Source organism: Alkalibacterium sp. AK22, from assembly GCF_000585255.1.
Taxonomy (GTDB): domain Bacteria; phylum Bacillota; class Bacilli; order Lactobacillales; family Carnobacteriaceae_A; genus Alkalibacterium.
On record NZ_JANL01000015.1, the window covers coordinates 1 to 26,566 of the forward strand.

28 protein-coding genes, 1 tRNA gene, 1 pseudogene and 1 other annotated feature are annotated in these 26,566 nt (G+C 46.2%); of the genes and pseudogenes, 25 read left to right on the forward strand and 5 right to left on the reverse strand.

Annotation, left to right across the window (positions count from 1 at the left end):
- Window positions 1-107: 107 nt before the first annotated feature.
- Window positions 108-180, forward strand: a tRNA-Asn gene (locus ADIAL_RS02765).
- Between the two features lie 91 nt (window positions 181-271).
- Here the strand turns inward: ADIAL_RS02765 and ADIAL_RS02770 are convergent.
- The 3 genes from ADIAL_RS02770 to ADIAL_RS02780 form a co-directional block, all read right to left on the reverse strand.
- A complete protein-coding gene (locus ADIAL_RS02770) occupies window positions 272-571 on the reverse strand; it encodes a HesB/YadR/YfhF family protein (protein WP_034299803.1) in 300 nt (99 codons plus the stop codon).
- A gap of 58 nt (window positions 572-629) precedes the next feature.
- Window positions 630-1,760 carry an NADH-dependent flavin oxidoreductase gene (locus tag ADIAL_RS02775; protein ID WP_034299805.1) on the reverse strand — a complete coding sequence of 377 codons (1,131 nt, stop codon included), beginning with the start codon at window positions 1,758-1,760 and terminating at the stop codon, window positions 630-632.
- A 201-nt stretch (window positions 1,761-1,961) separates the two neighbouring features.
- Window positions 1,962-2,702 (reverse strand): SDR family NAD(P)-dependent oxidoreductase, encoded by a 741-nt coding sequence (locus ADIAL_RS02780; protein ID WP_034299807.1) that lies wholly within the window; start codon window positions 2,700-2,702, stop codon window positions 1,962-1,964.
- A gap of 321 nt (window positions 2,703-3,023) precedes the next feature.
- Here ADIAL_RS02780 and ADIAL_RS02785 point away from each other — a divergent pair, with 321 nt between their 5' ends.
- The 12 genes and pseudogenes from ADIAL_RS02785 to ADIAL_RS02835 all read left to right on the forward strand — a co-directional run bounded on the left by ADIAL_RS02785 (window position 3,024) and on the right by ADIAL_RS02835 (window position 14,100).
- Window positions 3,024-4,130 carry an ABC transporter ATP-binding protein gene (locus tag ADIAL_RS02785; RefSeq protein ID WP_034299809.1) on the forward strand — a complete coding sequence of 369 codons (1,107 nt, stop codon included), beginning with the start codon at window positions 3,024-3,026 and terminating at the stop codon, window positions 4,128-4,130.
- A gap of 200 nt (window positions 4,131-4,330) precedes the next feature.
- On the forward strand, window positions 4,331-4,825 hold the full coding sequence (locus ADIAL_RS02790; RefSeq protein WP_034299812.1) for a dUTP diphosphatase: 495 nt from the start codon (window positions 4,331-4,333) through the stop codon (window positions 4,823-4,825).
- 31 nt (window positions 4,826-4,856) lie between these two features.
- Entirely contained in the window at window positions 4,857-6,227 is a 1,371-nt protein-coding gene (gene radA, locus ADIAL_RS02795) for a DNA repair protein RadA (RefSeq protein WP_034299814.1), read from the forward strand.
- An 86-nt stretch (window positions 6,228-6,313) separates the two neighbouring features.
- Window positions 6,314-7,435, forward strand: a complete 1,122-nt coding sequence (locus ADIAL_RS02800; protein WP_034299816.1) for a PIN/TRAM domain-containing protein — start codon at window positions 6,314-6,316, stop codon at window positions 7,433-7,435.
- Complete coding sequence (locus ADIAL_RS11340) at window positions 7,428-7,577, forward strand: hypothetical protein (RefSeq protein ID WP_155849161.1); 150 nt, start codon at window positions 7,428-7,430, stop codon at window positions 7,575-7,577. Before ADIAL_RS02800 ends, ADIAL_RS11340 begins: the two co-directional genes overlap by 8 nt.
- A 12-nt stretch (window positions 7,578-7,589) precedes the next feature.
- Window positions 7,590-8,222: pseudogene (locus ADIAL_RS11500) on the forward strand (IspD/TarI family cytidylyltransferase).
- Between the two features lie 63 nt (window positions 8,223-8,285).
- On the forward strand, window positions 8,286-9,761 hold the full coding sequence (gltX, locus tag ADIAL_RS02810) for a glutamate--tRNA ligase (RefSeq protein WP_034299819.1): 1,476 nt from the start codon (window positions 8,286-8,288) through the stop codon (window positions 9,759-9,761).
- 167 nt (window positions 9,762-9,928) lie between these two features.
- A complete protein-coding gene (gene cysS, locus ADIAL_RS02815) occupies window positions 9,929-11,338 on the forward strand; it encodes a cysteine--tRNA ligase (RefSeq protein WP_034299820.1) in 1,410 nt (469 codons plus the stop codon).
- 1 nt (window position 11,339) lies between these two features.
- Window positions 11,340-11,756, forward strand: a complete 417-nt coding sequence (locus tag ADIAL_RS02820; RefSeq protein WP_034299821.1) for a Mini-ribonuclease 3 — start codon at window positions 11,340-11,342, stop codon at window positions 11,754-11,756.
- A gap of 111 nt (window positions 11,757-11,867) precedes the next feature.
- Window positions 11,868-12,593, forward strand: coding sequence for a 23S rRNA (guanosine(2251)-2'-O)-methyltransferase RlmB (gene rlmB / locus ADIAL_RS02825; RefSeq protein ID WP_034300106.1), 726 nt, complete (start codon window positions 11,868-11,870; stop codon window positions 12,591-12,593).
- 39 nt (window positions 12,594-12,632) lie between these two features.
- A complete protein-coding gene (locus ADIAL_RS02830) occupies window positions 12,633-13,181 on the forward strand; it encodes an NYN domain-containing protein (protein ID WP_034299822.1) in 549 nt (182 codons plus the stop codon).
- Between the two features lie 286 nt (window positions 13,182-13,467).
- A complete protein-coding gene (locus tag ADIAL_RS02835) occupies window positions 13,468-14,100 on the forward strand; it encodes a sigma-70 family RNA polymerase sigma factor (protein ID WP_034299823.1) in 633 nt (210 codons plus the stop codon).
- A gap of 146 nt (window positions 14,101-14,246) precedes the next feature.
- On the opposite strand, the gene ADIAL_RS02840 is transcribed toward ADIAL_RS02835, so the two are convergent.
- Window positions 14,247-14,840 carry a Gx transporter family protein gene (locus ADIAL_RS02840; protein ID WP_034299825.1) on the reverse strand — a complete coding sequence of 198 codons (594 nt, stop codon included), beginning with the start codon at window positions 14,838-14,840 and terminating at the stop codon, window positions 14,247-14,249.
- Window positions 14,841-15,041: 201 nt separating this feature from the next.
- On the opposite strand from ADIAL_RS02840, the gene ADIAL_RS02845 reads away from it, so the two are divergent.
- The 11 genes from ADIAL_RS02845 to ADIAL_RS02890 all read left to right on the forward strand — a co-directional run bounded on the left by ADIAL_RS02845 (window position 15,042) and on the right by ADIAL_RS02890 (window position 23,075).
- On the forward strand, window positions 15,042-16,100 hold the full coding sequence (locus tag ADIAL_RS02845) for an FAD:protein FMN transferase (RefSeq protein WP_051503674.1): 1,059 nt from the start codon (window positions 15,042-15,044) through the stop codon (window positions 16,098-16,100).
- A gap of 84 nt (window positions 16,101-16,184) precedes the next feature.
- Window positions 16,185-16,334 carry a 50S ribosomal protein L33 gene (rpmG, locus tag ADIAL_RS11200; RefSeq protein WP_081757625.1) on the forward strand — a complete coding sequence of 50 codons (150 nt, stop codon included), beginning with the start codon at window positions 16,185-16,187 and terminating at the stop codon, window positions 16,332-16,334.
- 47 nt (window positions 16,335-16,381) lie between these two features.
- Window positions 16,382-16,558, forward strand: coding sequence for a preprotein translocase subunit SecE (gene secE, locus ADIAL_RS02850; RefSeq protein WP_034299827.1), 177 nt, complete (start codon window positions 16,382-16,384; stop codon window positions 16,556-16,558).
- 131 nt (window positions 16,559-16,689) lie between these two features.
- Entirely contained in the window at window positions 16,690-17,244 is a 555-nt protein-coding gene (gene nusG / locus ADIAL_RS02855) for a transcription termination/antitermination protein NusG (protein ID WP_034299829.1), read from the forward strand.
- A 149-nt stretch (window positions 17,245-17,393) separates the two neighbouring features.
- On the forward strand, window positions 17,394-17,819 hold the full coding sequence (gene rplK, locus ADIAL_RS02860; protein ID WP_034299831.1) for a 50S ribosomal protein L11: 426 nt from the start codon (window positions 17,394-17,396) through the stop codon (window positions 17,817-17,819).
- 175 nt (window positions 17,820-17,994) lie between these two features.
- A complete protein-coding gene (rplA, locus tag ADIAL_RS02865) occupies window positions 17,995-18,690 on the forward strand; it encodes a 50S ribosomal protein L1 (RefSeq protein ID WP_034299832.1) in 696 nt (231 codons plus the stop codon).
- A gap of 124 nt (window positions 18,691-18,814) precedes the next feature.
- Window positions 18,815-18,943 (forward strand) — a sequence feature (ribosomal protein L10 leader region).
- 62 nt (window positions 18,944-19,005) lie between these two features.
- On the forward strand, window positions 19,006-19,515 hold the full coding sequence (rplJ, locus tag ADIAL_RS02870; RefSeq protein ID WP_034299835.1) for a 50S ribosomal protein L10: 510 nt from the start codon (window positions 19,006-19,008) through the stop codon (window positions 19,513-19,515).
- A gap of 95 nt (window positions 19,516-19,610) precedes the next feature.
- A complete protein-coding gene (rplL, locus tag ADIAL_RS02875; RefSeq protein ID WP_034299836.1) occupies window positions 19,611-19,976 on the forward strand; it encodes a 50S ribosomal protein L7/L12 in 366 nt (121 codons plus the stop codon).
- Window positions 19,977-20,193: 217 nt separating this feature from the next.
- Window positions 20,194-21,387, forward strand: coding sequence for an FtsW/RodA/SpoVE family cell cycle protein (locus ADIAL_RS02880; RefSeq protein ID WP_034299837.1), 1,194 nt, complete (start codon window positions 20,194-20,196; stop codon window positions 21,385-21,387).
- Window positions 21,388-21,414: 27 nt separating this feature from the next.
- Complete coding sequence (locus tag ADIAL_RS02885; RefSeq protein WP_034299838.1) at window positions 21,415-22,575, forward strand: FtsW/RodA/SpoVE family cell cycle protein; 1,161 nt, start codon at window positions 21,415-21,417, stop codon at window positions 22,573-22,575.
- A gap of 17 nt (window positions 22,576-22,592) precedes the next feature.
- On the forward strand, window positions 22,593-23,075 hold the full coding sequence (locus tag ADIAL_RS02890; RefSeq protein WP_034299840.1) for an LURP-one-related/scramblase family protein: 483 nt from the start codon (window positions 22,593-22,595) through the stop codon (window positions 23,073-23,075).
- Window positions 23,076-23,380: 305 nt separating this feature from the next.
- Here ADIAL_RS02890 and ADIAL_RS02895 read toward each other — a convergent pair whose 3' ends face one another.
- The gene (locus tag ADIAL_RS02895; protein ID WP_051503675.1) at window positions 23,381-24,646 is read right to left on the reverse strand and encodes an MFS transporter; all 1,266 of its coding nucleotides are present in this window, start codon (window positions 24,644-24,646) and stop codon (window positions 23,381-23,383) included.
- Between the two features lie 356 nt (window positions 24,647-25,002).
- Between ADIAL_RS02895 and ADIAL_RS02900 the strand changes: the two genes are divergently transcribed.
- Complete coding sequence (locus tag ADIAL_RS02900; RefSeq protein WP_051503676.1) at window positions 25,003-26,358, forward strand: uracil-xanthine permease family protein; 1,356 nt, start codon at window positions 25,003-25,005, stop codon at window positions 26,356-26,358.
- Window positions 26,359-26,566: the final 208 nt, after the last annotated feature.

The window sequence follows — 26,566 nt, forward strand, 5'->3', positions numbered from 1 at the left end:
ACAGCCGTTAAGCTTCCCAGCGCCGAGGATAGTGAAGGGTTTCCCTTTGTGAAAGCAGGACGTTGCCGTGCAGCTCTTTTTTTGTTATACTAACTTTATAGTATGATTCCGCAATAGCTCAGTTGGTAGAGCGCACGACTGTTAATCGTGTTGTCGCAGGTTCGAGCCCTGCTTGCGGAGCTTTTTTTACCTGAAATTAGAAAGCACCTCACCGGCTAGATTTAATCTGTCCGGTGAGGTGCTTTCTTTGTTTGTAATGAGGGAGAAAGGCTTAACGCTTTTCATGAAAGTGATAGATTGGCTCATCTTTGTCTTCATTATAGTCGATTTCAAGATTATATCCGCTGAAAAACCAGTCATCTTGTGCACCGGCATAATAGGTGACACCGTTGACTTCGGTCTTGCCCATAATATCACCATCAGGTTGGTCAACACTCATGCCGACTGAGAAACCTTCGTGCACTTCTGTATTACCATAAGTTTTTCCAAAAAAGCGGATAGCTTGTCCTTTTTCCAGTAAAAGTTCTTTTTCAAACCAGGCTACGGCTTTTTTTGTCACTTCTATATTCATATCAGACATCCTCTTCTATTCTAGTTTTAATACTACAGCTATTATAATGTTCATTGTATCATGTATTTGATGTGCCGTCCCGTACAGGGAACCAGCCGGGGATACCTGTGATCATTTCAAACATCGCATCAGGAAGTCGGTAGATAGGCTTTTGAGCTGTATCGATATAGTGAGTGATGGATCGTTTTTTACCTTCTGCATGCTTTTCGACCCATTTAGGTTCGATGATTAACTGCCTACCGATGGACACTAGCTGTGAGTATTCAAGCGCCTTTTCCGCATCAGCTGCTGTCTGGATTGATCCTACAGCGATAAGTGGAACACGTTTGCTAACGTAATCTGCAATTTGCTGGGGAATCTGTTTCTTGTAATTACCAAAGCCAACAATCGATGGCTGGGCATAATGACCGACAGAAAGGTGAATATAATCGACCTTTAAACCAATCAGCGCATCAATCAGTACGTAAGTATCTGTGAGTCGGATGCCTGGCTCTTCAACTTCTTCAGGCGACAGGCGGTAACCCAGAAGAAAACCTTCTGAAGCATGCGCGTCAATAACAGACTGGCAGTGCCTGACGACTTCTATCGGAAAACGGAGGCGTTTTTCCAGACTGCCACCCCAGTCGTCTTGGCGACGGTTGGAGTGAGGAGAGAAAAACTGCTGGAGGAGATAAGTATTGGCTCCGTGCAGTTCTACCCCGTCAAAACCGGCATCTATGGCACGTCTGACAGCAGCACCGAACTGGCTGACTAAAATATGGATTCCAGTTTCCGTCAGCTCCTTTGGCGTATCAGCCCATTCCCGTTCAGCACGGATGGCCGATGGGGAAACAGGCTGGCGTCCCCCGTTGAATTGTCTTTGGCTCATTCTTCCACCATGATAAATTTGCAGGATAGCTTTTGCTCCCTGGAGTTTGATGACTTGTGCCAGCTTTTTCAGCCCGTTTAGGTGACTGTCTTTTGAAGCACCCATACCGTTCTTGAAGGCCTGTCCTTTGGAGTCGATATAGGCACAGGCAGTAATCACTGCACCTGGACCACTTGAGCGGACAAGATAATAAATAAGTTCGTCTTCGGTTACTGTACCTTCAGGTGTACTGGAGCTGGTAGTCATTGGAGCTAAGAGCACGCGGTTTCTTAAAGCCACCTTATTTGAGAAGGTGTAAGGCTCCAAAAAGGTATAAGTCATAGTAGTCACTCCATCTAATGATTTTACATAAGAAATATTTGAATGTCGTTGCTGTAAAAAAGTAAGTGTGCCTCTTGATTTTAAAGTTAATAGGAAAAGATGTCAATCAAAGGGAAATGCTGATACAGGCTGTATACAGAAAGGCAGGATCCCGACTGTTTTGAAGCAGCCGAGATCCTGTTTATGAATAGAGTAAAGCATTTACTGTGTGGTGTATCCACCGTCCACGGGGATAGTTATACCGGTCAGAAACTCGTTTTCAGCTATAAATACGACGGCGTGTGCAATCTCGTCCGCGGCGCCTAATCGTCCAATCGGATGTTTATCCACCAGATTGTCATAGTATTCGCCCAGAGCTTCTTTGTTGACCATGCCTGTTTCGACATAGCCAGGAGCGACTGCTGCACAGCGGATATTGTCCTTGGCATACTGAAGCGCAAGGGATTTGGTCATGAGCACGACAGCTCCTTTAGATGCGTTATAGGCATAAGCAGTTGGCTCACCGACGATTCCTAAAATGGAAGCACAGTTGATCACAACTCCACCACCATTTTTTTTCATTTGACGCACAGCGTGTTTACTTCCAAAGAAGACACCGTCCTGATTAATTCGGATCACCTTATGATAGTCCTCATAACTTAGGTTATGTGTCTCGCCTTGAACCCCAATCCCAGCATTGTTGAAGAGCACATCAACCGAGCCGTAAGTTTCCACTGCTTTATGAATCAGGGCTTCGACTTCATCCTCTACTGAAACATCAGCTTTGACAAAGATCACGTCTCCTTTGCTGCTGAGGCGATTGGCTTGCTTCTGCCCGTCTCCTTCATTGTAATCACTCAACACTACCTTGGCACCTTTATCCAAAAAGGCTTCGACTGTGGCAAGTCCTATACCGGAGGCGCCCCCTGTAATGACGGCCACTTTTCCTTTTAAATCAAACATTCTATACACTCCTATTCGTATTTTATTTCACAATATAAGTTTAAACGATAAAGTTCATTTTTAGCAAAAGTAAAGGCTTACAAAAAGTCGATTGTTTTATAGTTTGCGAGTAAAACTGAATAAGGGGAATATTCTCAGGACTCAGGTGAAAAGGAGAGCGGATTTGGGCATAGTGCACAAAACGCTTCCATTAAATTTGGGCACGTTTCCATAGTGCTGAAAAAGCGTTTCCAATACAATAAGTATTGTCAACTAAACAAGGTTTATGCAAACCGGACTAAATGGAATCGATTATTTTTAAAACAGAAGGGTGATTGAATTATGGTAGAAATGGCTATGAAAAATATTTACAAAAAATATGACAACTCTGATGATTTTGCGGTAACAGACTTTGACATGCGTGTCAAAGACAAAGAATTCATCGTATTCGTTGGACCTTCCGGTTGTGGTAAGTCTACGACACTGCGTATGATCGCAGGACTAGAAGAGATTACTGATGGTGAATTGTGGATTGGCGATACAATGATGAACGATGTGGCGCCTAAAGACCGTGATATCGCGATGGTATTCCAGAACTACGCCCTGTATCCGCACATGACTGTGTTTGACAACATGGCTTTCGGACTTAAACTGCGTAAGTACAAGAAAGAAGAAATAAAGAACCGTGTAGAAAATGCGGCTGAAATTCTTGGACTGACTCCCTTGCTAGAACGTAAACCGGCTGCTTTGTCCGGTGGACAGCGTCAGCGTGTGGCCTTAGGTCGTGCAATCGTTCGTGATGCGAAAGTCTTCCTGATGGATGAGCCTCTGTCCAACCTTGATGCTAAACTGCGTGTAGCAATGCGTGCTGAAATTGCTAAATTACACCAGCGTCTGAACACAACGTCTATCTACGTTACACACGATCAGACAGAAGCGATGACTATGGCTGACCGTATCGTTATTTTGAAAGACGGTTTCATTCAGCAAATCGGTTCTCCAAAAGAAGTGTATGACTTGCCTGTCAACACTTTCGTAGCTGGCTTTATCGGCTCACCTGCGATGAACTTCTTCGATGTGACGCTTAAAGGAAACACGATTACTGATGGCGACAGCATGGTTATCGAAGTGCCGGAAGGTAAAGTGAAGATGCTGAGTGAAAAAGGCTACAAAGACGGAGCTAAACTGATATTCGGTATCCGACCGGAAGATATCAAGAGTGAACAGGTAGCTCTGGATGCTTCTCCAGGTTCAACGGTTACATCTAAAGTGGCGGTTTCCGAACTTCTGGGAGCTGAAACGATGTTGTACTCACAAGTGGGAAGCACTGAGTTTATTGCGCGAGTTGATGCGCGTGACTACCACACTCCAGGTGACAATGTAGATTTGGCCTTCGACATGGGCAAATCACACTTCTTTGATCCTGAAACAACTGAGGTTATCCGCTAAAGCGAGATAGGTTCAGTGAACTGAATAGGCCCCCTTTTTCCTCTTCGATCTGCATAGATGTATGATCGGAGAGGTTTTTTTGCCTTAAAATGACCGTTTATAAAGGGTCGGATATAGTGTAAAATAGAAGTATTACTAAATATTGCTTAACTGGAAAGGGGCACAGTACTGTTTCGTCTATGAGGAAGCAGCCATTTATCATGACTAAAATCAGAGGATTCGAAAAAGTTTCAACATATGCAGCCGGTGAAGTCGAGCTGCCGAAAAGAGCAACCAGAGGATCGGCCGGCTATGATTTGACCGCCTCCAAAGACTGCGTGATCCCTTCCGTATTCAAAGCACTAAAAGATCCGGCTCCAAATAGTAATCCTGTCGCATCGACACTCATTCCAACGGGAGTCAAAGCCTACATGCCCGAACAGGAATATCTGCTTCTTGCAAACCGTTCAAGTAACCCTATGAAAAGGCAGCTAGCTGTGCCTAACGGGATCGGTGTTATTGATTCAGACTACTACAATAACGAAGGTAATGAAGGCGAAATTTTTGTTCAGGTCATCAACTATGGCCTAGAAGATGTGCATATCAAGCAGGGTGAGCGCATTGCGCAAGGGATATTCATGCGCTATGAAACAGTAGATCAGGAAACAGATGCATTTGATGTCCGAACCGGCGGATTCGGGTCGAGCGGCCGATAAATACCTAACCATCTGAAAAGGAGTTACAAGATTGGCGAAAAAAAAAGCAAGCACTTTTGTGTGTCAGAGCTGCGGATATGAATCCCCCCGCTATCTGGGTAAATGTCCCGGCTGTGGAGCCTGGAACCAGATGGTTGAAGAGAAGCTCCCTGACAAGGCAGATAACCGAAGTCGGGTATCAATGACCGGTAAAGCCTCTAAGGCCGAACCCATCACTGATATTACGATTGAAAAAGAAGAACGCGTCAAAACAGACCTGGCAGAGTTTAACCGCGTACTGGGAGGAGGAGTTGTTCCAGGTTCTCTTGTGCTGATTGGTGGCGATCCCGGTATCGGGAAATCGACTCTGCTGCTGCAGGTATCCGCCCAGCTGAATAAGAAGGGCGGGAAAGTTCTTTATGTCTCGGGGGAAGAAAGTGCCTCTCAGATTAAGATGCGCGCCGAACGTTTGGAACTGAGAGGAGCTGACTTCTTCCTTTATGCGGAAACAGAAGTCAGTGCCATTCAGGAGACCATCGAGGAGATCAAGCCGGACTATGTGATTATCGATTCCATCCAAACTATGCACCATGCGGCAATCGAGAGTGCCTCGGGCAGTGTGTCGCAAGTAAGAGAATCGACATCCACCCTGATGAAAATAGCGAAGATGAATGAAATAGCCATTTTTATTGTGGGACATGTGACTAAGGAAGGGGCAATTGCCGGTCCAAGAATGCTGGAGCATATGGTAGATACGGTGCTGTATTTTGAAGGGGAACGGCATCATACTTTCCGGATTTTAAGGGCGGTCAAAAACCGTTTTGGCTCGACAAACGAAATCGGAATTTTTGAAATGCGAAACGGTGGACTGGTGGAAGTGTTGAATCCTTCCCAGCTTTTCCTGGAAGAACGCTTGTCCGGTGCAACGGGGTCAGCAGTCGTCGCTGCAGTGGAAGGCACTCGTCCGATTCTGGTAGAGATTCAGTCGCTTATTTCTCCAACGGTATTTGGAAATGCCAAGCGTACTGCCAGTGGGCTCGACTATTCCAGAGTCTCGCTGATCATGGCTGTGCTGGAAAAAAGAGCCGGTCTGCTCCTGCAGAACCAGGATGCCTATCTGAAAGCTGCCGGCGGAGTAAAGCTTGATGAACCGGCAATCGACTTGTCTATCGCAATCAGCATCGCCTCTAGCTACAAGGAAAAGGAGACGCGTCCAACTGACTGCTTTGTTGGGGAAATCGGGTTGACAGGTGAAATCAGGCGAGTGTCTAAGATTGAACAGCGGGTAAATGAAGCCGCAAAGCTTGGATTCAAGCGAGTCTTTGTTCCCAAAAACAATATGGACGGCTGGACCTTTCCTGAGGGAATCGAAGTCGTGGGCTGTGCCACTCTGGCTGATGCGATACGTAAGGCTTTTACCTGATATTAAAGGCAAGCGGCTGCGGTTATTTTGTGACTTTTGGTATACTAAAAGAATAAACAAGTCAAAAACAGGAGAGGAGGAGTGAAGTGGTTTCTAAATTAATTATACTGACTTTTGTCCTTGTGGGCGGAAGTCTGGGGTATAATCTGTTTCCCGAACTAGTGAGTAATTGGGATGTGATCCCTGGCTGGCTGGTTCATCCAATCACCGGTATGGTTTTGGGAGCAGGAATGTTCTATATGCTGTCTTTTCAGGCGATCAAGCCGCTTGAGAAAGGGGCAGCACGAATTGAGAAGGCCTTTGGAGAAGTCAGCATTGCCTATCTCATGTTTGGAAGCATCGGAGCAATCATTGGACTTATTCTAGCAGTACTGATCAGTATATTTTTAAATGCTTTGAACATGATTTTCATCAGTGATGTGATTCCGCTCGTCCTGGCAGTCGGCTTTGCTTATTTTGGTTTCCAGTTGGGCACATCCAGACGAGAAGAAATCAGACGTCTTTTCAGTCCGAAAACAGTGAAAGCTGAAAATGAAGACGTGCTGGAACGCAGGGAAGGTGAATCTTACCGCAAGTACAAAGTGCTTGATACAAGTGCCATCATTGATGGCCGAATCCTGGATGTTGTCAAAACGGGCTTTTTAGAGGGGGTATTGGTCGTATCACAGTATGTTCTTCAGGAGCTTCAGCATATTGCTGATTCTTCCGACAGCCTGAAGCGGGTCAGAGGCAGGCGGGGACTTGATATTCTCAATGCTTTGCAGAAAGAGGAAGGAATCTTGCTGCAAATAGATGACAGCGAGCTGCCGGAATCGGATGAAGTCGACATGAAGCTTGTGTACCTGGCTAAAAAACTGGACGGCATGGTCGTAACTAATGATTTCAATTTGAACAAAGTAGCTGAGTTTCAGAATGTTCCAGTTCTGAACATCAATCAGCTGGCTAATGCGGTCAAGCCGGTCGTCATTCCCGGAGAAGACATGCGGGTCATGATTGTGAAGAACGGGACTGAACGGGCACAAGGTGTAGCTTATCTGGATGACGGTACGATGGTCGTTGTCGAAGAGGGCAAACACCACATGAACGAGAGGGTCGAAGTCGTTGTGACCAGTTCGCTGCAGACGAATGCTGGCCGCATGATTTTTGCGAAACTGGTCAATGACCAGAAAGCAATCGATGACCGGAAAGACAAGAAAAAATATGGATAAAGAAGAAATTCGGCATTCTACTGGTGGGGTGTCGGCCAATGACAAGCTTTTGAATATAGAAGAAGCAAATACCAATCTGGTTTATGAGGCGGTCCTTCTCGCAGCGGGGTCTGCCAGCCGCTTCAATGGGTCCAAGGGCTGAAATAAAGTGCTAATGCCCCTGGATGGCAGAGCAGTCATCACTTATTCACTTGATGTGATGCTGGCTGACAGGCGTTGCCGGTCTGTCTGGATTGTGACCAAAGAAGAAGAGTGGACGACATTTCAAGACATCGTCCAGAAAATATTTCCAAACCAGTCCAAAAGCATCTGTTGGGTGACGGGCGGGAAAGAGCGGCAGGATAGTGTGCGACTGGCGCTGGATCAGTTGACTGAAAAAGGAGATGCCTTGGTGCTGATTCACGACGCTGCCCGGCCCTTTTTGAGCCGGGAAATCATTGACCGGCTGCTGTCGGCGTTGGATCAGGCTGATGCAGTTGTTCCAGCTATCCAGGCCAAGGATTTTTTTGAAAGTAGTCAGTCCATCCCAAACGGTCATCCAGTCGCTTGACCGTTCGGCTGTCCGTCAGATTCAGACCCCCAGGGATTTCGACTGGGAAATCTAAAAAAAGCTTTTATGGAAGCAGAAAAATCAGGCTTTTACGGCAACGAAGAAGGCGAGTTGCTTGAACGTTTTGGGGTACCTGTTCATGTCGTCGAAGGGGATGAACTAAACTTCAAAATCGCGACACTACTTAATTACCATATAGTCCAGAGCGTCAAGCGCATGGCTGACGGCCGTCTTTAACTCTAGTCTGCGGACATGCAGACAGGCTTACAAAATCACAGCAACAACAAAGGAGAATGTTACATGACAGAAAAAGTCCGCGTACGATATGCACCGAGTCCCACAGGACACCTTCATATAGGGAATGCACGTACGGCCCTGTTTAATTATTTATTTGCCCGCCATCATGGTGGAGATTTCATTATTCGCATAGAAGATACAGATCGAAAGCGTCACATCGATACAGGTGAACAAAGCCAGCTGGACAATCTCAAATGGCTGGGGATCGACTGGGATGAGAGTGCGGATGTAGGAGGAGAATACGGCCCCTACCGTCAGTCTGAGCGACTGGATTATTATGATCCACTGATTGATCAGCTGCTAGCAAGCAACCGTGCCTACAAATGCTACTGCACATCAGAAGAACTGGAAGCTGAGCGTGAAGCGCAGCGTGCACGGGGAGAAATGCCTCATTACAGCGGAAAATGTGCCAACTTGAGTCCTTCTGAACAGAGAGCCAAGGAAGAGGAAGGAATCACTCCAGTTATCCGTCTGCGGGTCCCAAAAGACGCTACGTATACATTTGAAGACATGGTCAAAGGACCGATATCTTTTGAGTCCAGATCCGTTGGAGGAGACTGGGTTATTCGCAAGCGTGACGGTATGCCGACATACAACTTTGCCGTTGCAGTTGATGACCATTACATGAAAATCACGCATGTCCTGCGTGGAGATGATCATATTGCCAACACACCTAAACAGATGATGGTCTATGAAGCGTTTGAGTGGGAAACGCCTGAATTTGGTCATATGACCCTGATTGTCAATACGGAAACCGGTAAGAAGCTAAGTAAGCGTGATGAAACAATCCTGCAGTTTGTTGAGCAGTACCGTGAACTGGGTTATCTGCCTGGGGCACTCTTCAACTTTATTACTCTGCTGGGATGGTCCCCGGTCGGAGAAGAAGAACTCTTTACGAAAGATCAGTTTATCGATATGTTCGACCATAAGCGCTTGGGCACGTCCCCAGCTGCCTTTGATCCGAAAAAACTGAGTTGGATTAGTAATCAGTATCTCAAGGAAGTCGATCTCGATGAATTGACGCTCAAAGCACTGCCTCACCTTGTGCAGGCTGGCTATGTCGAAGAAAATCCGTCCGCTGAGAAAAGCGAGTGGATCCGAAAGCTTGTCGGCCTTTATCAGGAACAAATGAGTTATGCAGCTGAAATTACTCAGCTGGCTACACTGTTTTTTGAAGAGGGACTCGACTGGTCTCCAGAAGCGAAGGAAGTCCTTCAAGGAGAAAGTGTTCCAGTGGTCCTGGATGCTTTTAGCGAACAAGTCAGACAAGTAGAGCCTTTTGAAGCAGACACAATTAAGAAAGCAATCAAGGCTGTCCAAAAAGAAACAGGTATCAAAGGTAAGAATTTGTTCATGCCGATTCGTGTAGCGGTTACCGGCCAGAAGCATGGTCCACAGCTAAATGACGCCATCGAACTTTTGGGCAGAGAAAAAGTACTTGCCAACCTTGAAACATCCAAGCAAGCTATCGATGCCTGATTTTTAACTGCATATCGACTGGATATAGCCATGCAACCGGAACTTTCTTGAAGCGGGTTGTATGGCTTTTCCGTTCGCTAAAGACAGGTATGACGGTAAACTAAAACTCCTCAGGCGGACGAAGTCCGTTTACCGGAGTAGTACTTACATGAAAGGAGTTTCTACGCGTGATTCGTTTATACAATACACTGACACGTCAAAAGGAAGTTTTTGAGCCAATCGAAGAAGGCAAGGTCAGGATGTACGTTTGTGGTCCGACCGTTTATAATTATATCCATATTGGGAACGCTAGAAGCACAGTTGCTTTTGATACCATCCGCCGCTACCTGACATACCGCGGATATGAGGTCAACTATGTTTCCAATTTTACAGATGTGGATGACAAAATCATCCGAGCTGCTGAACAACGTGGTCAGACAGCTCCTGAAGTAGCAGACACCTTTATCCAGGCATTTTACGAAGATACAGAAGCGTTGGAGGTCCAAAAAGCAGATACGGCCCCCCGTGTCATGGACAACATCCCGGACATCATCTCATTTATTGAAGCGCTGATTGAAAAGGGATATGCCTATGAAAACCAAGGGGATGTTTATTATCGTACCCGCAAGTTTAAGGGCTATGGCCGACTCAGCCGGGTCTCCCTGAATGAGCTGGAACTAGGAGCGAGCAATCGGACAGGTGAAGAATCAGCAAGAAAAGAAGATCCGCTCGATTTTGCTTTGTGGAAAACAGCCAAAGCCAATGAAATCAGCTGGCATTCTCCCTGGGGGAAAGGGCGACCGGGCTGGCATATCGAGTGTTCGGTTATGGCGACTAAGTACTTGGGAGACACCATTGATATCCATGCCGGCGGTCAGGACCTTACATTTCCTCATCATGAAAACGAAATCGCTCAGACCGAGGCGAAAACATGCCAGACCTTTGCTAATTACTGGATTCATAATGGTTTTGTAACGATGAATGACGAAAAAATGAGCAAGTCCATCGGAAATGTCGTACTGGTAAAAGATTTGCGTGAGCAGCATGATCCAAAGGCCCTAAGGTTCTTCTTGGCAACGGCGCATTATAGACGGCCGATCAATTACTCTCTGAATACAATTGAAGAAGCCAAGACAAATGTAGACCGGATCGAAACGGCCTACTTCAATGCTGCACACCGCCTGGATCAGGCAGGGGAGTGTTCGGACCGAGACAGCAGCCTGTTGGCTGAAGTGAAGGGGTTTGAAGAGCAGTTCATCCAGCAGATGGATGATGACTTTCAGGCTCAAAACGGAATTACAGTAGTCTATGATCTGGTCCGTTTCCTGAACAAATATCTGGAAGAAGCGGAAGTCTCCAAACCTGTACTGCAGGCGATGCTGACGCTGATGGAAGACCTGATGTCTGTTTTTGGGCTCCGTCTGTCTGTAACAGAAGACCTGCTGGATGTGGAAATCGATGCATTGATCAAGGAACGGGAACAGGCAAGAAAAGACCGGGACTTCCAGCGTGCGGACCAGATCAGAGATGAACTGAAAGAGCAGCACATTCTTTTGGAGGATACGCCCCAAGGTGTCCGCTGGAAGCGGGGGCTTTAGAATGAAGAAAAGTGTAGATCCCAGCCTGCTCAACGGCTTGGCCCTGGCCTACTTGGGCGATGCGATTTATGAATTAAGGGTCCGGGAACACCTGATCCAACAAGGGCAGACAAAGCCGAATGTTCTGCATACGCAGGCGACCACCTATGTATCTGCTAAAGCACAGGCCCGGCTGATAGAAGCACTGCTGGAAGGGAATTTCCTTACAGCGGGTGAAGTGGATATTTTCAAGCGAGGACGCAATGCGAAAAGTTACAGTAAAGCAAAAAATACGGATGCGCAGACATACAGTTATTCGACGGGATTTGAAGCAGTTATGGGGTATTTACACCTGACGGGACAAACGCAGCGTCTGGAAGAGCTGGTTAGCTGGTGCACCGGGAAAATCGAAGAAGAAAAACAGGAAGGAGCGAGCTAAATGCCCAAAAAGCCACAACCCAAACGGTCAGGCAGAAAAGATGGAAAGGTGAACCGTGATGATTTCCGCAAAAAAGATGGACAGCAATCAGGTGAAGCTGAGTCGGATGAAATGGTTTATGGCCGTAATCCGGTCATGGAAACGCTCAAGTCCAGCCGGGATGTCAACAAGCTGTTCGTTCAGGATGGTCTGTCAGGAGACAAAATCAATGCTGTTGTCTCCGAGGCTAAGAAAAGAAAAGTCCAGCTTTCTTTTGTACCCAAGTCCAAGCTGGATACATTGTCAGATGGAGGTAATCACCAGGGGCTGGTTCTGGCGGCCAGTCCGGTAAATTATGCTTCGATTGACGAGCTGTTTACAAAGGCGGAGCAGAAAAAAGAAGCCCCTTTTTTCCTCTTGCTAGATGGGATAGAAGATCCGCATAATCTGGGGTCTATCCTAAGAACAGCTGATGCCAGTGGTGTGCACGGGGTGATCATACCTAAAAGACGGGCGGTCGGTCTGACCTCAACGGTAGCAAAATCATCAGCCGGTGCCATCGAGCATGTCCTTGTAGCCCGAGTGACCAATATGGCCACGACGATCGATGAACTGAAAGACCGCGGCCTTTGGATATTTGGAACCGACATGAAAGGCAAGGACTACCGTCACTGGGATGTGTCTTCGCCAGTCGGCCTGGTCATCGGCAATGAGGGCAAGGGCTTGTCCCGCTTGGTTAAAGAAAAAGTGGATGAGACGCTTTCCATTCCGATGGTGGGAGATGTCCAGAGCCTGAATGCCAGTGTAGCATCCGGACTGATGATGTATGAAGTATTCCGAAAACGAAACAGCCTGTAGAAGCCGGTTTTAAACTGATCTGGGAGGAGGGGAGCAAACGTGAAAAAAGAAGTGCTGTATGTCGACGGCTACAATATGATTGGTGCTTGGCCAGAGCTCGTCCGACTGAAACGTCAGGACAAGATGGCGGACGCCAGGGATTACCTACTGCACGAGCTAAGCAACTACGCCAAATACGAAGGCATCGAAATCAATATCGTCTTTGATGCGCAGTTTGTGCCGGGACTGACTAAGCGCTATGAAAAGTACGAAGTAGCCGTGATTTTTACGAGCGAAGGGGAGACAGCCGATAGTTATATCGAAAAAGCAGTAGGAGAAGAAAACCTGCTAATTACCCATGTCCAAGTGGCTACATCGGACCTGGCCGAGCAGTGGATTATCTTCCAACGAGGAGCCACAAGAAAATCCGCCAACGAACTGTACAAGGACATCAAAAGCACAAAAAAGAAAATCACAATCGACAGCGCCGTCTACCGGATGCAGAACAAATCGCGGAACTCCCCTTTGAAGGATGAGGACAAAAAGCGATTGGAGCAGCTGTACGGCAAACTGATTGATGAAAGATTTGACGAAAAAAATCACCTTTGAGAGCCTGTGGCTTTTAAGGTTTTTTTTTGTTTAATTTGATTTAAGGCTAATCGCCAGAAAAATTGAGGATGAGGTGAGTGAATATAGAAAAGGTTGTTATACAGCGTTTTGAAAACTGTGACAACTGATTTTACATAAGATTTTTCTCACAATTAAAATTAAATTAATGACTATTTTAACTTTTGGATAGTATAATAATTGAAACGCTTTCAAATGTTCAAGCTACTACGCTCATAAATGCTTTACTTTGTACGGGTTAAGACAATATGCAAAGGAAGAAGTAAAGATGCGGATAAGTACAGATTTATTAGTGAATAAAAGCACAATAAGCTACCGGGATATCAGTGACCCGGAAAGCGATGACCTGGTCCTGCAGATTCAAAAGGGAGAATTAGAGCTGTTTCCCCTGCTGCTTGAAAAAAGTGAAGCTCTATTAAAACGGGCAATCTATCGGCGGTTCATTAAGGGGTTTGAACGAGAGGACCTGTACCAGGAAGCTTGTATGATACTGGTAGAAGCTGTTGGAAAATATAAGAGTGACAAGGGGATGAGTTTCAATCAGTATGCCTGTCTGTGCCTGGATAATCATTTTCATAAACTGATTCGCTGGCACAATACCATTAAGCGGCAAGCTTACAGAGACGCACTGTCTCTTGAGAAAGTGGTCGAAGAGCAGGGGGTTCAGCTGGTTGCAGAATCCAGGGTGTTTATGCCGGCTGACTCACCGATTATTGAAGAAACAGTCGACGAGTATCTGACCTGTCTGTCGCCTTTTGAGCGGACAGTATGCATAAGCTGTTATTCAGGATACTCTTATGATGACATCGCTGCCCAATTGAACTGCGAGCGCCAAAAAGTCATCAATGCGAAACACCGCTGTACCGAGAAGTTCAAAAAATTGTTTATACAATCTAACTGACAGAGCAAGCGTTTAAGTAATAGAATGACTTTTGAAATGTTTCGATAGGCAGCATACACAGAAAAAACTCACTGGTTTCAAGAAGGCGTACCTGAGAGCAGTGAGCTTTTAAACATTAAGGTTCCCTGGTCAATTGAAGAAAAGATTTAGGGTTTTGAGCATTCATCTGAGACAGCTGTATGAAGTGGAGCAGATCTGTCTTTAAGCTGTTTTTTTTCCTCGTGAGCCTTCTTGAAACGTTGGATAGTAGACACGTGTTCCATCATGAAGTTGGCGGCAATACCGATAGCGATACCTGAAAGAATCCCCATAAAGGAAAGCACCGGCAAGTAAAGCAGGACCGTCCAGGTCTGGGCAATCAGGCTGGCGACAATCAGCTGGCCTAAATTGTGCAGGATCCCTCCGGTCGCGCTGACGCCAATGATGCTGATACGCCGGCCTCCCAGAAATTTAACCAGGAGCATACCTGTGTAACTCAGCAAAGCCCCAGCTGTGCTGTACATTAGAGTCGAGAGTGTTCCGCCAAGCAGAGTCGTCATCAAAAGCCGCATAATCACGACTTTGATGCTGTCTTTGAAAGGAAGGGTGTAGATGGCAATGATGATGATCAGGTTGGCTACTCCCAGTTTGGCTCCCGGTGCAAAGGCAAAAGGAAAGGGAATACTGCGCTCGGCAATGCCTAGAATCACGGCTTGCGCGGACAGCAGAGCGATATAGATCAGTTTTTGAGTACGGGTCATGGTTATCCTTCTTTTCTAAATGATCTGGAATAAAAGGAGCATATTGCGGCTGCTCTTCATTGAATTAATCTTCTCACAAATGCGACGATCATGCGACAGAATCATGCACATTTCCGTCACTTTTTCCTCTTGTGAAAACATGGACAGAATAACACTTTTACTGTAAGATGTACAGAGGAAAAGAAGGAAAGGAAGGCAACCATGTTTACTGTAAATAAGAAAATAGGACTGGCTTTGCTCGTGCCGGTAGTATCGGCTGGACTGGCGGCTTGCGGGGAAAGCGATCCGCGAGGGCTAGCCAATGAGCCATATGACCGGACAGAATTCCTTTTGGGGACCGTAGCCAATATCCGTGTATATAATGAAGGTAAAGAAGAGGCACTGGACAAAGCGTTTGACCGGGTACAGGAACTGGACGAATGGTTCTCCATGCAGAATCCGGACTCTGAAATATCGGAAGTTAACCGTCAGGCGGGGATTGAACCGGTCGAAGTGTCTGAAGAAGTTTTCTTGGTCATGGAAAGAGCCTTGCACTTTGCGAAAGAGTCAGACGGCAGCTTTGATCCGACGATTGGTGCTGTGACCAGTCTGTGGGGTATCGGGCAAGAGTATGCGGCTGTACCGGATCCGGATGAGCTGGCTCAGGCAGTTGACGTAGTGGATTTCAACAAAGTCGAATTAAATGAAGAAAATCAGACGATCTATCTTCAGGAGGAAGGAATGGTTCTTGACTTGGGAGCCATTGCCAAGGGCTATATTACCGATGAAGCCGCTCGCGTTTTAGTAGAAGAAGGCGTCAATACAGCCATTATCGATCTGGGTGGAGACATTGTTGTAGTCGGTAACAGCACCCGTGGGGAAGATCAACCATGGAATGTCGGCATCCAGAACCCTTATGGAGACCGTGGGCAGATTATTGGCATGGTGCCGGTATCGGACCGGGCAATCGTCACTTCCGGTATTTATGAAAGACTTGTCCGTGACGGCGAGGATGAATATCATCATCTGATGAACCCGGACACTGGCTTTCCATTTGAGAACAACATTTCAGGGATCAGCGTCATTGCGGACAACGCCATGGATGCGGATGCGATTGCCAATATTGCTTTCTCCAAAGGGGTAGAAGCTGGATTGGAGTATATCAATAGCCTGGAGGATGTTGAAGTTATCTATACAACAGGTGACTGGGAGGTCTTTGTATCAGAAGGACTGAAGGACAGCGTCCAGATCAGTGATGACGATTTCGAACGGGCGAACTGAGCCGGTTTGACAGTGTTTTCAGTAAATGGTAAAGTATAAAAGACTGTAAACATCAAGAGCAAGTCAGCTGAAGCGAGGGAACAGATGAAAAAGAAATTAGCCCTGGCCTGTATCGAATGCGGGTCCAGAAACTACACGAAAGAAGTGGGCACGAAAATCCGGACCGAGCGTCTAGAGATTAAGAAGTATTGCCGCTACTGCAAAACACATACCCTGCACAGGGAAACGAAATAACAACCACTGAACGTTCAGCCGCAGTGAATTGGAAAGGAGAGACACGAATGAACAAAATCAAAACTTTCTTGGGTGAAGTCAAGCACGAACTGAAAGAAACGACTTGGCCGAAAAAAGACGTGATGAAGAAGAATACGGTCACTGTATTTGGTGTGATGGCATTCTTTGGCGTATTCTTTTACGCTGCCGATTCACTGCTGGTATTTTTATTGAACTTAGTGTGACAAAGGCGGCAGCCGTTGGCATTTAAGTGACGGTCATGCTATACTGTGTAACGAGAAGTGACGAAAAAACCTTTCTTCCGGTATTAGGGGAAAAGGTTTTTTTAGTATGAACAAACCTAAAGGAGAGAATCATGAACGAATTAGAAAGTTCCAAAGCCTGGTATGTCTTGCATACCTATTCAGGCTACGAAAACAAAGTTAAGCAGAATCTGGAATCCCGTGCCACTAGTATGAAGATGGAAGATAATATCTTACAGGTGTTGATACCGGAAGAAGAAACAGTTGAGGAAAAAGACGGCAAAACCAAGACTGCTATGCAGAAAACTTTCCCAGGATATGTTCTGGTCGAAATGATCATGTCCGATGATGCCTGGTACGTTGTCCGTAATACGCCAGGTGTAACCGGCTTTGTTGGCTCGCATGGTGCCGGAAGTAAGCCCTCACCCCTTCTGCCTGAAGAAGTAGACCAGATTCTGCGCAGTATGGGAATCAATCCGCGTAAAGTGAAGATGGATGTAGAAGTCGGTGAACGGATCCAGATCGTCGGTGGAGCCTTTGCAGGAATGGAAGGAACCGTAACAGAGCTGGAAACTGAAAAAGGGAAAATCAAGGCTTCTGTTGAGATGTTCGGACGCGAAACAAATGCGGAACTGGACTACAACCAGATTTCCAAGCTAGACAACTAAAAAACTGTTGCAAAAGCAAATCATGAGTGGTAGACTGTGTCAGTGCGCCTAATATACGGATGTGTATTTTGTGTGCGCGTCAATAGTGGGAGAGGAAAATTATAACCTCATTTAACCACTCACGGACAAAAATCAAGGAGGTATGTCTCGTGGCAAAGAAAGTTGTAAACGTCGTGAAACTGCAAATCCCTGCAGGGAAAGCTAATCCGGCTCCCCCAGTAGGACCTGCACTAGGACAAGCGCAAGTAAACATTATGGGATTCTGTAAAGAGTTTAACGCTCGTACAGCAGACCAAGCAGGAATGATTATTCCTGTAGTTATCTCTGTATATGAAGACCGTTCATTTACATTTATCACTAAAACTCCACCTGCAGCTGTTCTGCTTAAGAAAGCAGCTGGCGTCGAGTCTGGTTCTGGTGAACCAAACACGAAAAAAGTGGCTTCTGTAACAAGCGCTCAAGTGAGAGAAATTGCTGAAACTAAAATGGAAGACCTAAACGCAGCTGATGTTGAAGCAGCAATGCGCATGGTCGAAGGTACAGCACGCAGCATGGGATTCACTGTCGAAGGATAAGCTGATTAGTAAGCTTGGTCTTGAAGACACTGCATTCACCCCATTGCTTGCTGCCTCCGCAACCTGAGAAAAGCCCGTCTTTTCAAATTAGCTGCTGATCAGCGATCAGTATGCTCTTGCGGAGATCAAGTGGGAGGTTAAACCGCTAATACCACAACAAGGAGGAAAAAATATAATGGCTAAAAAGAGCAAAAAATTCGTAGCTGCTTTGGAAAAAGTAGACCGCGAAAAACAATATGATGCACAAGAAGCATTGGAACTGGTTAAGGAAATCGATTACGCTGGCTTCGATGCAACAATCGAAGTGGCTTACCGACTAGGTGTCGATCCTAAACAGGCGGATCAGCAGATCCGTGGCGCAATGGTACTGCCACACGGAACAGGTAAAACTCAAACCGTTATCGTTTTCGCTAAAGGCGATGCTGCAAAAGCTGCTGAAGAAGCAGGAGCAGACTTCGTTGGCGACAGCGATCTTGTAGAAAAAGTACAAGGTGGATGGCTGGACTTCGACGTGGTCGTTGCTGCGCCGGACATGATGGCTGAAGTAGGTAAACTGGGACGTGTACTTGGACCTAAAGGTTTGATGCCTAACCCGAAAACCGGTACTGTAACACCAGACGTAGCTAAAGCTGTCAACGACATCAAAGCTGGTCAGGTCACTTACCGTGTGGACCGTCAGTCAAACATCCACGTACCGATCGGAAAAGTATCATTCGGTACAGACAAGCTTCAGGATAACCTGGCAGCTATTCACGACGTCATCGTGAAAGCGAAGCCTGCAAGTTCTAAAGGTGTTTACATCAAGAACATGGCTATTGCCAGCACATTCGGTCCTGGTGTCAAGATTGACACAGGTTCTGTAATCAAGTAAAAAAAAGTCCGATTCTTCTTGACCTGTATGAGATAGCTTGCTATACTTATGCAGGTTAAGGAATCGACCTTAATTGAATATGCATTGATGAAAGTTATCAGACGCTGGACATGTTCCGGTACAGCTGATTAACTGAATAATACCGAAGACAGTATGTGGCGCATGCCTTAATATCATACCGAGGATAAAGTGATGAAAGTCAATTTACACTCCCTCTATGTCTACGGTGACATGGGGTTTTTTTATGCCATAAAGTCCCTCGGACTGCGGAATAAGTGAAATCCTCATTTCAATCGATCAGGAGGTGAAACATCAATGAGCAAAGCAAGTGTCATTGCGAAAAAAGAAGAGCTAGTCAATGAACTGACGAAGAAATTCGAAGACGCACAAGCAGTAGTCGTAGTAGACTACCGTGGACTGACAGTAGGCGAGGTAACTGAACTGCGTAAGCAATTACGTGACGCAGGAATCGAAATGCGTGTACTGAAAAACACTATGCTTCGTCGTGCTGCTGAAGCTGCCGGCTTGGAAGGAATGGAAGACGTCTTCAAAGGCCCTACAGCTGTAGCGTTCAGTAACGAAGAAGTCGTAGCTCCTGCTAAAATCATCGCAGAATTTGCGAAAGAAGCAGAAGCACTTGAAATCAAAGGTGGCGTACTGGAAGGCCGTGTTGCTGATGTTGATCAAATCAACAAAATTGCAAAACTACCAAGCCGCGAAGGCCTACTTTCAATGCTGCTATCTGTTCTTCAAGCACCTATGCGAAACACTGCCCTGGCAGTCAAAGCAGTTGCAGAAAAGAAAGCAGAAGAGGAAGCTGCCTAAGCAGACAGCCTACTCGTGTCAGCTTAGGTTACACTTTAGTGCAGCGTGCTGACAAATTAAACCAACTAATATAATTAAAATGGAGGAAAACAAAAATGGCATTAGATATTGAAAAAATCATTGCTGACTTGAAAGAGTCAACTGTCGTTGAACTTAACGACCTAGTAAGTGCGATCGAAGAAGAATTCGGCGTTGAAGCAGCAGCACCGGTTGCAGCAGCAGGAGCAGCTGAAGGTGGAGCAGCAGAACAAACAGAATTCACAGTAGAATTGGCAAGCGCTGGTTCAGCTAAAATTAAAGTCATCAAAGCAGTTCGTGAAGCTACAGGTCTTGGCCTGAAAGAAGCGAAAGCTCTTGTAGATGGCGCTCCTTCATCAGTTAAAGAAGGCGTATCTAAAGATGAAGCTGAAGAATTGAAAGCTAAACTTGAAGAAGCTGGAGCTTCTGTAGAAGTTAAGTAATTCTTTTCTCTTTGTTGTAGAGACAACAAAAAGGCCCCCGAGTGTATGTATTGCACTCGGGGGCCTTTTTGCATTCTACTTTTTTGTGTCTTTTTCATGATTATGTAGGAATACGGCTGTATATTTGATAAAATGTGACTTTGAACGGGATAATTTTTTGCGCCTACCAGCTTTGTATTGATTAGTGGTGTTCACAAGTAAAGAAAGGAATAGATAAATGAAAAACGAAAAAAATGCACAGCGTGTCGATTATGGCATTATCCTCTCGGTCATGCTGCTGGCACTCATCAGTATCCTCTCGCTGTATTCGACTACGGTCATGATTCAGGATGAAGGGTTAGGAATGACCATCCGGCAGATTATGTGGTATGGGATTGGCACCATCGCTGTTTTTATCATCATGCAGTTCGACTCAGAACAGCTCTGGAAGATGACGACTTACTTATATATTGCCGGTCTGCTGACTCTGATACTGACCCTGTTTTTATATGACCGGAATATGGCCATGACGACCGGGGGAAGACGCTGGGTCAGGCTAGGACCCATCGGGACAATCCAGCCATCGGAGTTCGTCAAGATTCCCTATATCTTGATGCTTGCCAAAGTAGTCACCAAGCATAACAGTGCTTTTAAAAACAGAGACTTTAATTCGGACTTGGTCCTGCTGGGGAAACTAGCCGTTTATGCGCTCATCCCCATTATACTGGTCTTTATGCAAAATGATTTGGGAACCGCTCTGGTATATATATCGGTTGCGATAGGGGTCACTTTGCTGTCGGGGATCCGCTGGCAGATACTGGTACCGATTTTTCTAGTCATATCACTGATTGGGATCACACTGATCGTGCTAGTGGTCTACAACCGGGATCTGTTGTACAGTACCGGCCTCTTTCAACCTTATCAGTTTGCCCGGATTGATACCTGGCTGAATCCGCATCAGGGAAGAAGCGGGACGTCCTACCAGATTGTCCAGACCTTTAAGGCTATTGGTTCCGGTGGAGTATTCGGAAAGGGCTTTGGCGTTAGTGATGTGTATGTACCGGTAAGAGAATCCGATATGATTTTTGCGACGATTGGTGAAAACTTTGGCTTTGCCGGAGGAGCTTTCGTGATTTTTATCTACTTTGTTTTGGTGTACCAGATGATCAAGGTCGTATACGATACCAAAAATGAATTTTATGCCTATATTGCTACCGGTGTCATCATGATGATTGCTTTCCACGTACTTGAGAATGTCGGGATGAACATTGGTCTGCTGCCGATGACCGGTATTCCATTGCCTTTCATCTCGCAGGGCGGATCCGCTCTGCTGGGGAATATGATGGGGATCGGACTGATTATGTCCATGCGCTACCATCACAAGTCCTACTTCTTCTCAGGAGAAGGCAAAGAGTTCCACCCCGGGTCTTAAATCTGACCACATGAAAGGACGGATACTATGTTACGTGAGCGAATCAAATATGTAGACAAACTGATTGTCGTCCCCTATCTGATGATGACACTCTTCAGTATTATGATGGTCTACAGTGCCAGCACCTACAGTGCCTTGCACGACTACGGCAATCCGCATCATTATCTGCCTAGACAGGCGATCTATGTCGCTTTGGGCTATTTTGTCTTTTTCTGTGCATTTATGGTCCCGATCAGGCTGTTCAAGAAAAAAGGACTGGTCCAGTGGGGTATTTTCCTCACGGCTGTTTCGCTCTTCTTTCTGCTGATTTTTGGTCGGGAGATATATGGGGCCAGACGCTGGATCGAAACGCCTTTCTTCAATATCCAGCCGGCTGAGTTTGCCAAGTTTATGGTTATCTGGTATCTGGCCTATATTCTATCCAAGAAGCAGCAGAAGATTGCGGAAAACTTTTTCAATGCAGTAGTGGCTCCGATCATACTGGTAGCTTTTATTGTGCTATTCATCTATATCCAGCCGGATACAGGATCAAGTTTCATTATCGTCTTGATTGGTGCAACGATGATTTTTGCCAGCGGAGTCTCTCCCAAGCTAGGGCTAAGTTTCGGGCTTGTCGGGATGACCGGACTATTGGGCTTGTCTCAACTAATTAGGCACTACGGAACCCGGTTGTTCTTTTTGAATGAATACCGCTATAACCGTTTCCTTGGTTTCTGGGATCCTTTCAGCCTTGCTGAAGGAGCCGGCATGCAGCTGGTTCATTCTTACTATGCTCTCAGTAGGGGCGGGATCACTGGTGTCGGTTTTGGTAACAGTGTCCAAAAAACGGGTTTTCTGCCTTTTCCCTATACGGACTTTATCGTATCAATCATCGGAGAAGAATTCGGGCTGATCGGCATTGTTATACTGATTTCTCTCTTTACAGTGATGGTATCCCGACTCTTTCTTACGGCTGTCAGAGCCCGTAATCCTTTTGAATCCTTGCTTAGTATCGGGATTGCAACGATGTTCATGGTACAGGCCTTTATCAACTTGGGTGGAGTCATTGGTATTATGCCAATCACCGGCCTAACCTTTCCTTTCATCAGCTTTGGAGGCTCGAGTATGCTGGTTTTATCCGCATCGATTGGACTGGTCGCTAATGTATCGGCACGCGTGAATTACAACAAGGCCAATAAACAGCAATAGGAAAGGAGCACGCGCCTGTGCAATTGTTTATCAAACAGCAAGTCCTGTCACTGAAAGACCGTTTTGACGTTAAAGATGCAGACGGAAATGACCGCTACTATGTTGAAGGTGAGTGGCTCTCCTTTGCAAAAAAATTGAGAGTATATGATCAGTACAACCAGGAAATTCTGTATATTGAGCAGAAGCTGTGGAACTTCCTGCCAGAATTCGACTTGAGGGTTGACGGGCAGACTGTGGCTACAGTTAAAAAGGAACTGACTTTCTTTAGCAACAACTACGCGATTTTGGGCAAAGATTGGCAGATCGAGGGCTCTATCACAGCCCACGACTATGTTATCAAGCATCAGGGACGGGTGATTGCCGATATAAACAAGAAGTGGCTGTCCTGGGGCGACAGTTATGAGATTAATATCTACGATGAAGAAGACCTGACTGTACTCCTGGGTATCGTCATCGTCATTGACTGTGTGGTTTCGGCTTCTCGCTCAAACAATTCCTGAGGTCAGGCACGCAGCTGTCGAATAAAGGGTCAAGATTAGATAAAAAGCAGGTGCATCGGCCGATGCGCCTGTTTTTTATCGTGCAAAAAGGAAAGAATCAAAGGACTTGCGGCAGCTGAAACGGATAGAAGAAGAGCAAAAGGACAGTCGAGACAAGAGCGGCGCTCTGGCAGAGAGGATGGAATGAGCCGACTGTATGGTATAAAAAGTCTCCAGCCCATCAACCATCTTCAAGAGAAAGGTGTCGGGTGGAGACGGTATTAGGTCTGTTTGAAATAAAACACGCAAGGTGGAGCTGATTGGAATCAGGAAGCTGTTGGAGAAGTGTCTGCTGTCTGGACAGCCTGCGGCTGACGGACAGCTTTTACAGCAAAATATAGCAAAGTCAGGTTGATCAAGTGAAATAACAAGGCTGTCAGAAAAGCCGGGCTGTAGGAGCCGGTAAAGTCGTAGACATATCCGACCACAGCCATAGACAAGGCCCCCCCAATACCGGCTACAAAAGATAAAATAGGATAGATGCGGACATAAAGAGCCCGACCGAAAAACTCTGTTGTCAAGAGAGGTAGAGAAACAGAAGGAACAGAAAATACCGACCCAAAGACAAAGGCACTGGCCACTTGAGCGACTGGATGAGAGACAGACAGAATCAAAATGATGCCCAAAATATTAATCAGGATCATCAAAACCGTTGATTTGACAATCCCGAGGTAGTCACTGATGGAACCGATCAATAGCTTGAAGGAAATATTTCCGATCATGACTGCCGATAGCATGCTGCCGCCGGTCTGAGAAGACAGGTTGATGGATTCGGCAAAGCCGGGGAGGTGTTGGGAAATCCCGGTAATGGAAGTATGGAGCAGGCCGATAATAGCAATCAGCACAAAACTTTTTTGTGTAAAGGAAAAATTAGTCCAGTTGGCTTTTTTGATGACGGTGCGTCCATTTTTGTCTTCCGGTTCATGGCCATAAGGCAGATAGCCGTCGTCTTTGGGATCCAGAGAATAGGGATAAAGGATGGCTGGCAAGGTGAAAAGCAGCATAATGATGCCCATGACAATAAAGCTGTTTTCCCAGCCGATCTGTTGAATCAGTGTTGTAAAAATAGGCGAAAATATGGCACCGGCAATTCCACTGAAACCGAAAGCCAGACTCATGGCTAAGCCTTTTTTCTTTTCAAACCAGTTGTTGATAATCAAGGATAAGGGGACCATGGCGTACAGGCCGGCACCGACACCTCTCAAAGCGCCAAGCAAGTAAAAAATCCACATGTTGCGGGTAAAAGCCATGAGTACAGTTGAAAGGGAAGCTAACAGGACCGACCCGGTCAGCAGCGGTTTCCACCCGAAACGGTTCAACAGGGGAGCGAAGTATAAAGAAATAAAAGCCAGGGCGAGTGAGGATATTGTCGCGTGCAAGGCAAAGGTTCCCCGGTAGACATTCAGACTTTGAGACACGGGAGTATAAAAAACACCAATCACATTTAAATTGATTCCGATGGCGCTGGCGGACATCCCACAGCTTACGGCAAAGACTAGCCAGTGCTTGAGGGATTTTGAGGGAGTATGCATAAATAATGTCCTTCCTTTCAGTAAGTAGCTACAGGCTCCAGTATACTGCTTAAAAAACTGAAAGCAATGGAGATTATATGAATCTTGAAAAAGGAAAACTGGTCATTGCATTCTTGTGAGGAAATTGGTAAACTAATAAAAGCAAAGCTCCTTTAAATCTATCCAGAGAGGTAGAAAAGGATGGAAAAATTCTTATAATTCTGGCTGAGCGCCACAGCAGAGAGCTCCTTTCATAAAGCGGGAGGAAGTCTCAGCTTGCCGATCAGACTGGATTCCATCTTATCTAAAGGTCCTTTTGCATACTGTAAAGGGCATTTTTTTATGCCCAAAAACAAAGGAGAAAGGGACGATAAGTTATGGCAATACAGCAAAGACCGTTGATTTTGGATGTGGAGGCAAAGCCTAAACCGCTCAAAGGTTTGTTCTTGAGCTTGCAGCACGTGTTCGCGATGTTCGGGGCTACGATTTTGGTACCGATGCTTCTAGGCATGCCTGTATCGGTTGCTCTTCTGGCAAGTGGAATTGGAACCATCATCTATCAGATTGCGACTAAAGCTAAAGTACCTGTTTATCTGGGTTCGTCATTTGCCTATATTGCAGCCATGCAGATAGCGATGGAGCAAATGGGAGGAGACATCAGTGCCGCTCAGACAGGCGTCATTATGGTTGGACTGGTTTATATTGTTATGGCAGGCATTGTCCGAGCTGTTGGAACGGCTTGGGTAGATAAACTGCTGCCTCCCATTGTTATTGGACCGATGATTATGGTTATCGGCTTGGGGCTAGCAAGTAATGCCGTGCAAAACGCCGGCTTTGTATCCGATTCAGACTGGCGCACCATCCTGATCGCGATTTCGACATTTTTGATCACAGCATTCATTAATACTAAAGCAAAAGGGTTCTTTAAAATTATTCCTTTCCTTTCAGGGATTGTTGGAGGCTATCTTATTGCAGTCGCTTTGGGTGTCGTAGACTTCACGCCAGTAGCGGAAGCCAACTGGTTCGCCCTACCTGAACTGCACCTGCCGTTCGAAACGAACACGTTTGAAAGCTACACATTCTACTTTGGTCCGGAAACATGGGCCCTGCTGCCGATCGTTCTGGTTACTGTAGCGGAGCACATCGGGGACCATTCTGTACTTGGTAAAATCTGTGACCGTGAATTTCTCAAAGAGCCGGGCCTGAAGCGCACGCTGATCGGTGACGGTGCAGCGACAGCGGTCTCTGCCTTCTTCGGCGGTCCGGCTAACACAACATACGGTGAAAATACAGGCGTGATCGGCATGACACGTATCGCTTCGGTATCTGTTATTCGAAACGCGGCTTTCATCGCTATCGCCCTGAGTTTCATGGGCAAGTTTTCTGCACTGATCTCAACCATTCCGGCTCCAGTGCTGGGAGGTATGTCTATTCTGCTCTACGGAGTCATCGCCAGCAATGGGCTGAAAGTCATGATCGAAGACAAAGTCGACTTCAACCAGTCACGCAACTTAATCATCGCCAGCTCTATGCTTGTGGTCGGTTTGGGCGGTGCAGTCTTTGATATCGCCGGCTTTGTGACGCTTTCGGGAACGGCTTTGAGTGCCATTACGGGAATTGTCTTGAACCAGATCCTGCCCAGAGAAGAAGCGGAGTATGAGGCAGAATATGAAAACGAAAAAAAGACGGATTATAGCTCCTCTAAAAGTGCAGGATACGCTGCAGAGAGCTAAGCAAGAAAAAGAGACGTTTCAGCGTCTCTTTTTAGCGAAAAGACCTAGCTTAGTGATTGTCCTTGCCTCTGATGGGGATCCGGCAAAGGCGCAACTGAATTAGGTGCAAGCCAGAAAGGGAAGCAGTCTTCTGGTATTTATAATCACAATACTAAAGCTTCCGGCCTCCGAGTGTTTAATGCTTAGGAGTGTCCGGAGGCTTTTTATG

Coding starts and splice junctions, on each gene's coding strand:
- ADIAL_RS02775 (WP_034299805.1), bottom strand. CDS start 1,760: ATGACTTATACCTTTTTGGAGCCTTACACCTTCTCAAATAAGGTGGCT.
- ADIAL_RS02820 (WP_034299821.1), top strand. CDS start 11,340: ATGAAGAAAAGTGTAGATCCCAGCCTGCTCAACGGCTTGGCCCTGGCC.
- ADIAL_RS02785 (WP_034299809.1), top strand. CDS start 3,024: ATGGTAGAAATGGCTATGAAAAATATTTACAAAAAATATGACAACTCT.
- ADIAL_RS02840 (WP_034299825.1), bottom strand. CDS start 14,840: ATGACCCGTACTCAAAAACTGATCTATATCGCTCTGCTGTCCGCGCAA.
- ADIAL_RS02790 (WP_034299812.1), top strand. CDS start 4,331: ATGACTAAAATCAGAGGATTCGAAAAAGTTTCAACATATGCAGCCGGT.
- ADIAL_RS02880 (WP_034299837.1), top strand. CDS start 20,194: ATGAAAAACGAAAAAAATGCACAGCGTGTCGATTATGGCATTATCCTC.
- secE (WP_034299827.1), top strand. CDS start 16,382: ATGAACAAAATCAAAACTTTCTTGGGTGAAGTCAAGCACGAACTGAAA.
- ADIAL_RS02845 (WP_051503674.1), top strand. CDS start 15,042: ATGTTTACTGTAAATAAGAAAATAGGACTGGCTTTGCTCGTGCCGGTA.
- ADIAL_RS11340 (WP_155849161.1), top strand. CDS start 7,428: ATGGATAAAGAAGAAATTCGGCATTCTACTGGTGGGGTGTCGGCCAAT.
- rplL (WP_034299836.1), top strand. CDS start 19,611: ATGGCATTAGATATTGAAAAAATCATTGCTGACTTGAAAGAGTCAACT.
- ADIAL_RS02770 (WP_034299803.1), bottom strand. CDS start 571: ATGAATATAGAAGTGACAAAAAAAGCCGTAGCCTGGTTTGAAAAAGAA.
- ADIAL_RS02900 (WP_051503676.1), top strand. CDS start 25,003: ATGGCAATACAGCAAAGACCGTTGATTTTGGATGTGGAGGCAAAGCCT.
- rlmB (WP_034300106.1), top strand. CDS start 11,868: ATGGTTTATGGCCGTAATCCGGTCATGGAAACGCTCAAGTCCAGCCGG.
- rpmG (WP_081757625.1), top strand. CDS start 16,185: ATGAAAAAGAAATTAGCCCTGGCCTGTATCGAATGCGGGTCCAGAAAC.
- rplJ (WP_034299835.1), top strand. CDS start 19,006: ATGAGCAAAGCAAGTGTCATTGCGAAAAAAGAAGAGCTAGTCAATGAA.
- rplA (WP_034299832.1), top strand. CDS start 17,995: ATGGCTAAAAAGAGCAAAAAATTCGTAGCTGCTTTGGAAAAAGTAGAC.
- ADIAL_RS02780 (WP_034299807.1), bottom strand. CDS start 2,702: ATGTTTGATTTAAAAGGAAAAGTGGCCGTCATTACAGGGGGCGCCTCC.
- ADIAL_RS02895 (WP_051503675.1), bottom strand. CDS start 24,646: ATGCATACTCCCTCAAAATCCCTCAAGCACTGGCTAGTCTTTGCCGTA.
- ADIAL_RS02885 (WP_034299838.1), top strand. CDS start 21,415: ATGTTACGTGAGCGAATCAAATATGTAGACAAACTGATTGTCGTCCCC.
- gltX (WP_034299819.1), top strand. CDS start 8,286: ATGACAGAAAAAGTCCGCGTACGATATGCACCGAGTCCCACAGGACAC.
- nusG (WP_034299829.1), top strand. CDS start 16,690: ATGAACGAATTAGAAAGTTCCAAAGCCTGGTATGTCTTGCATACCTAT.
- ADIAL_RS02835 (WP_034299823.1), top strand. CDS start 13,468: ATGCGGATAAGTACAGATTTATTAGTGAATAAAAGCACAATAAGCTAC.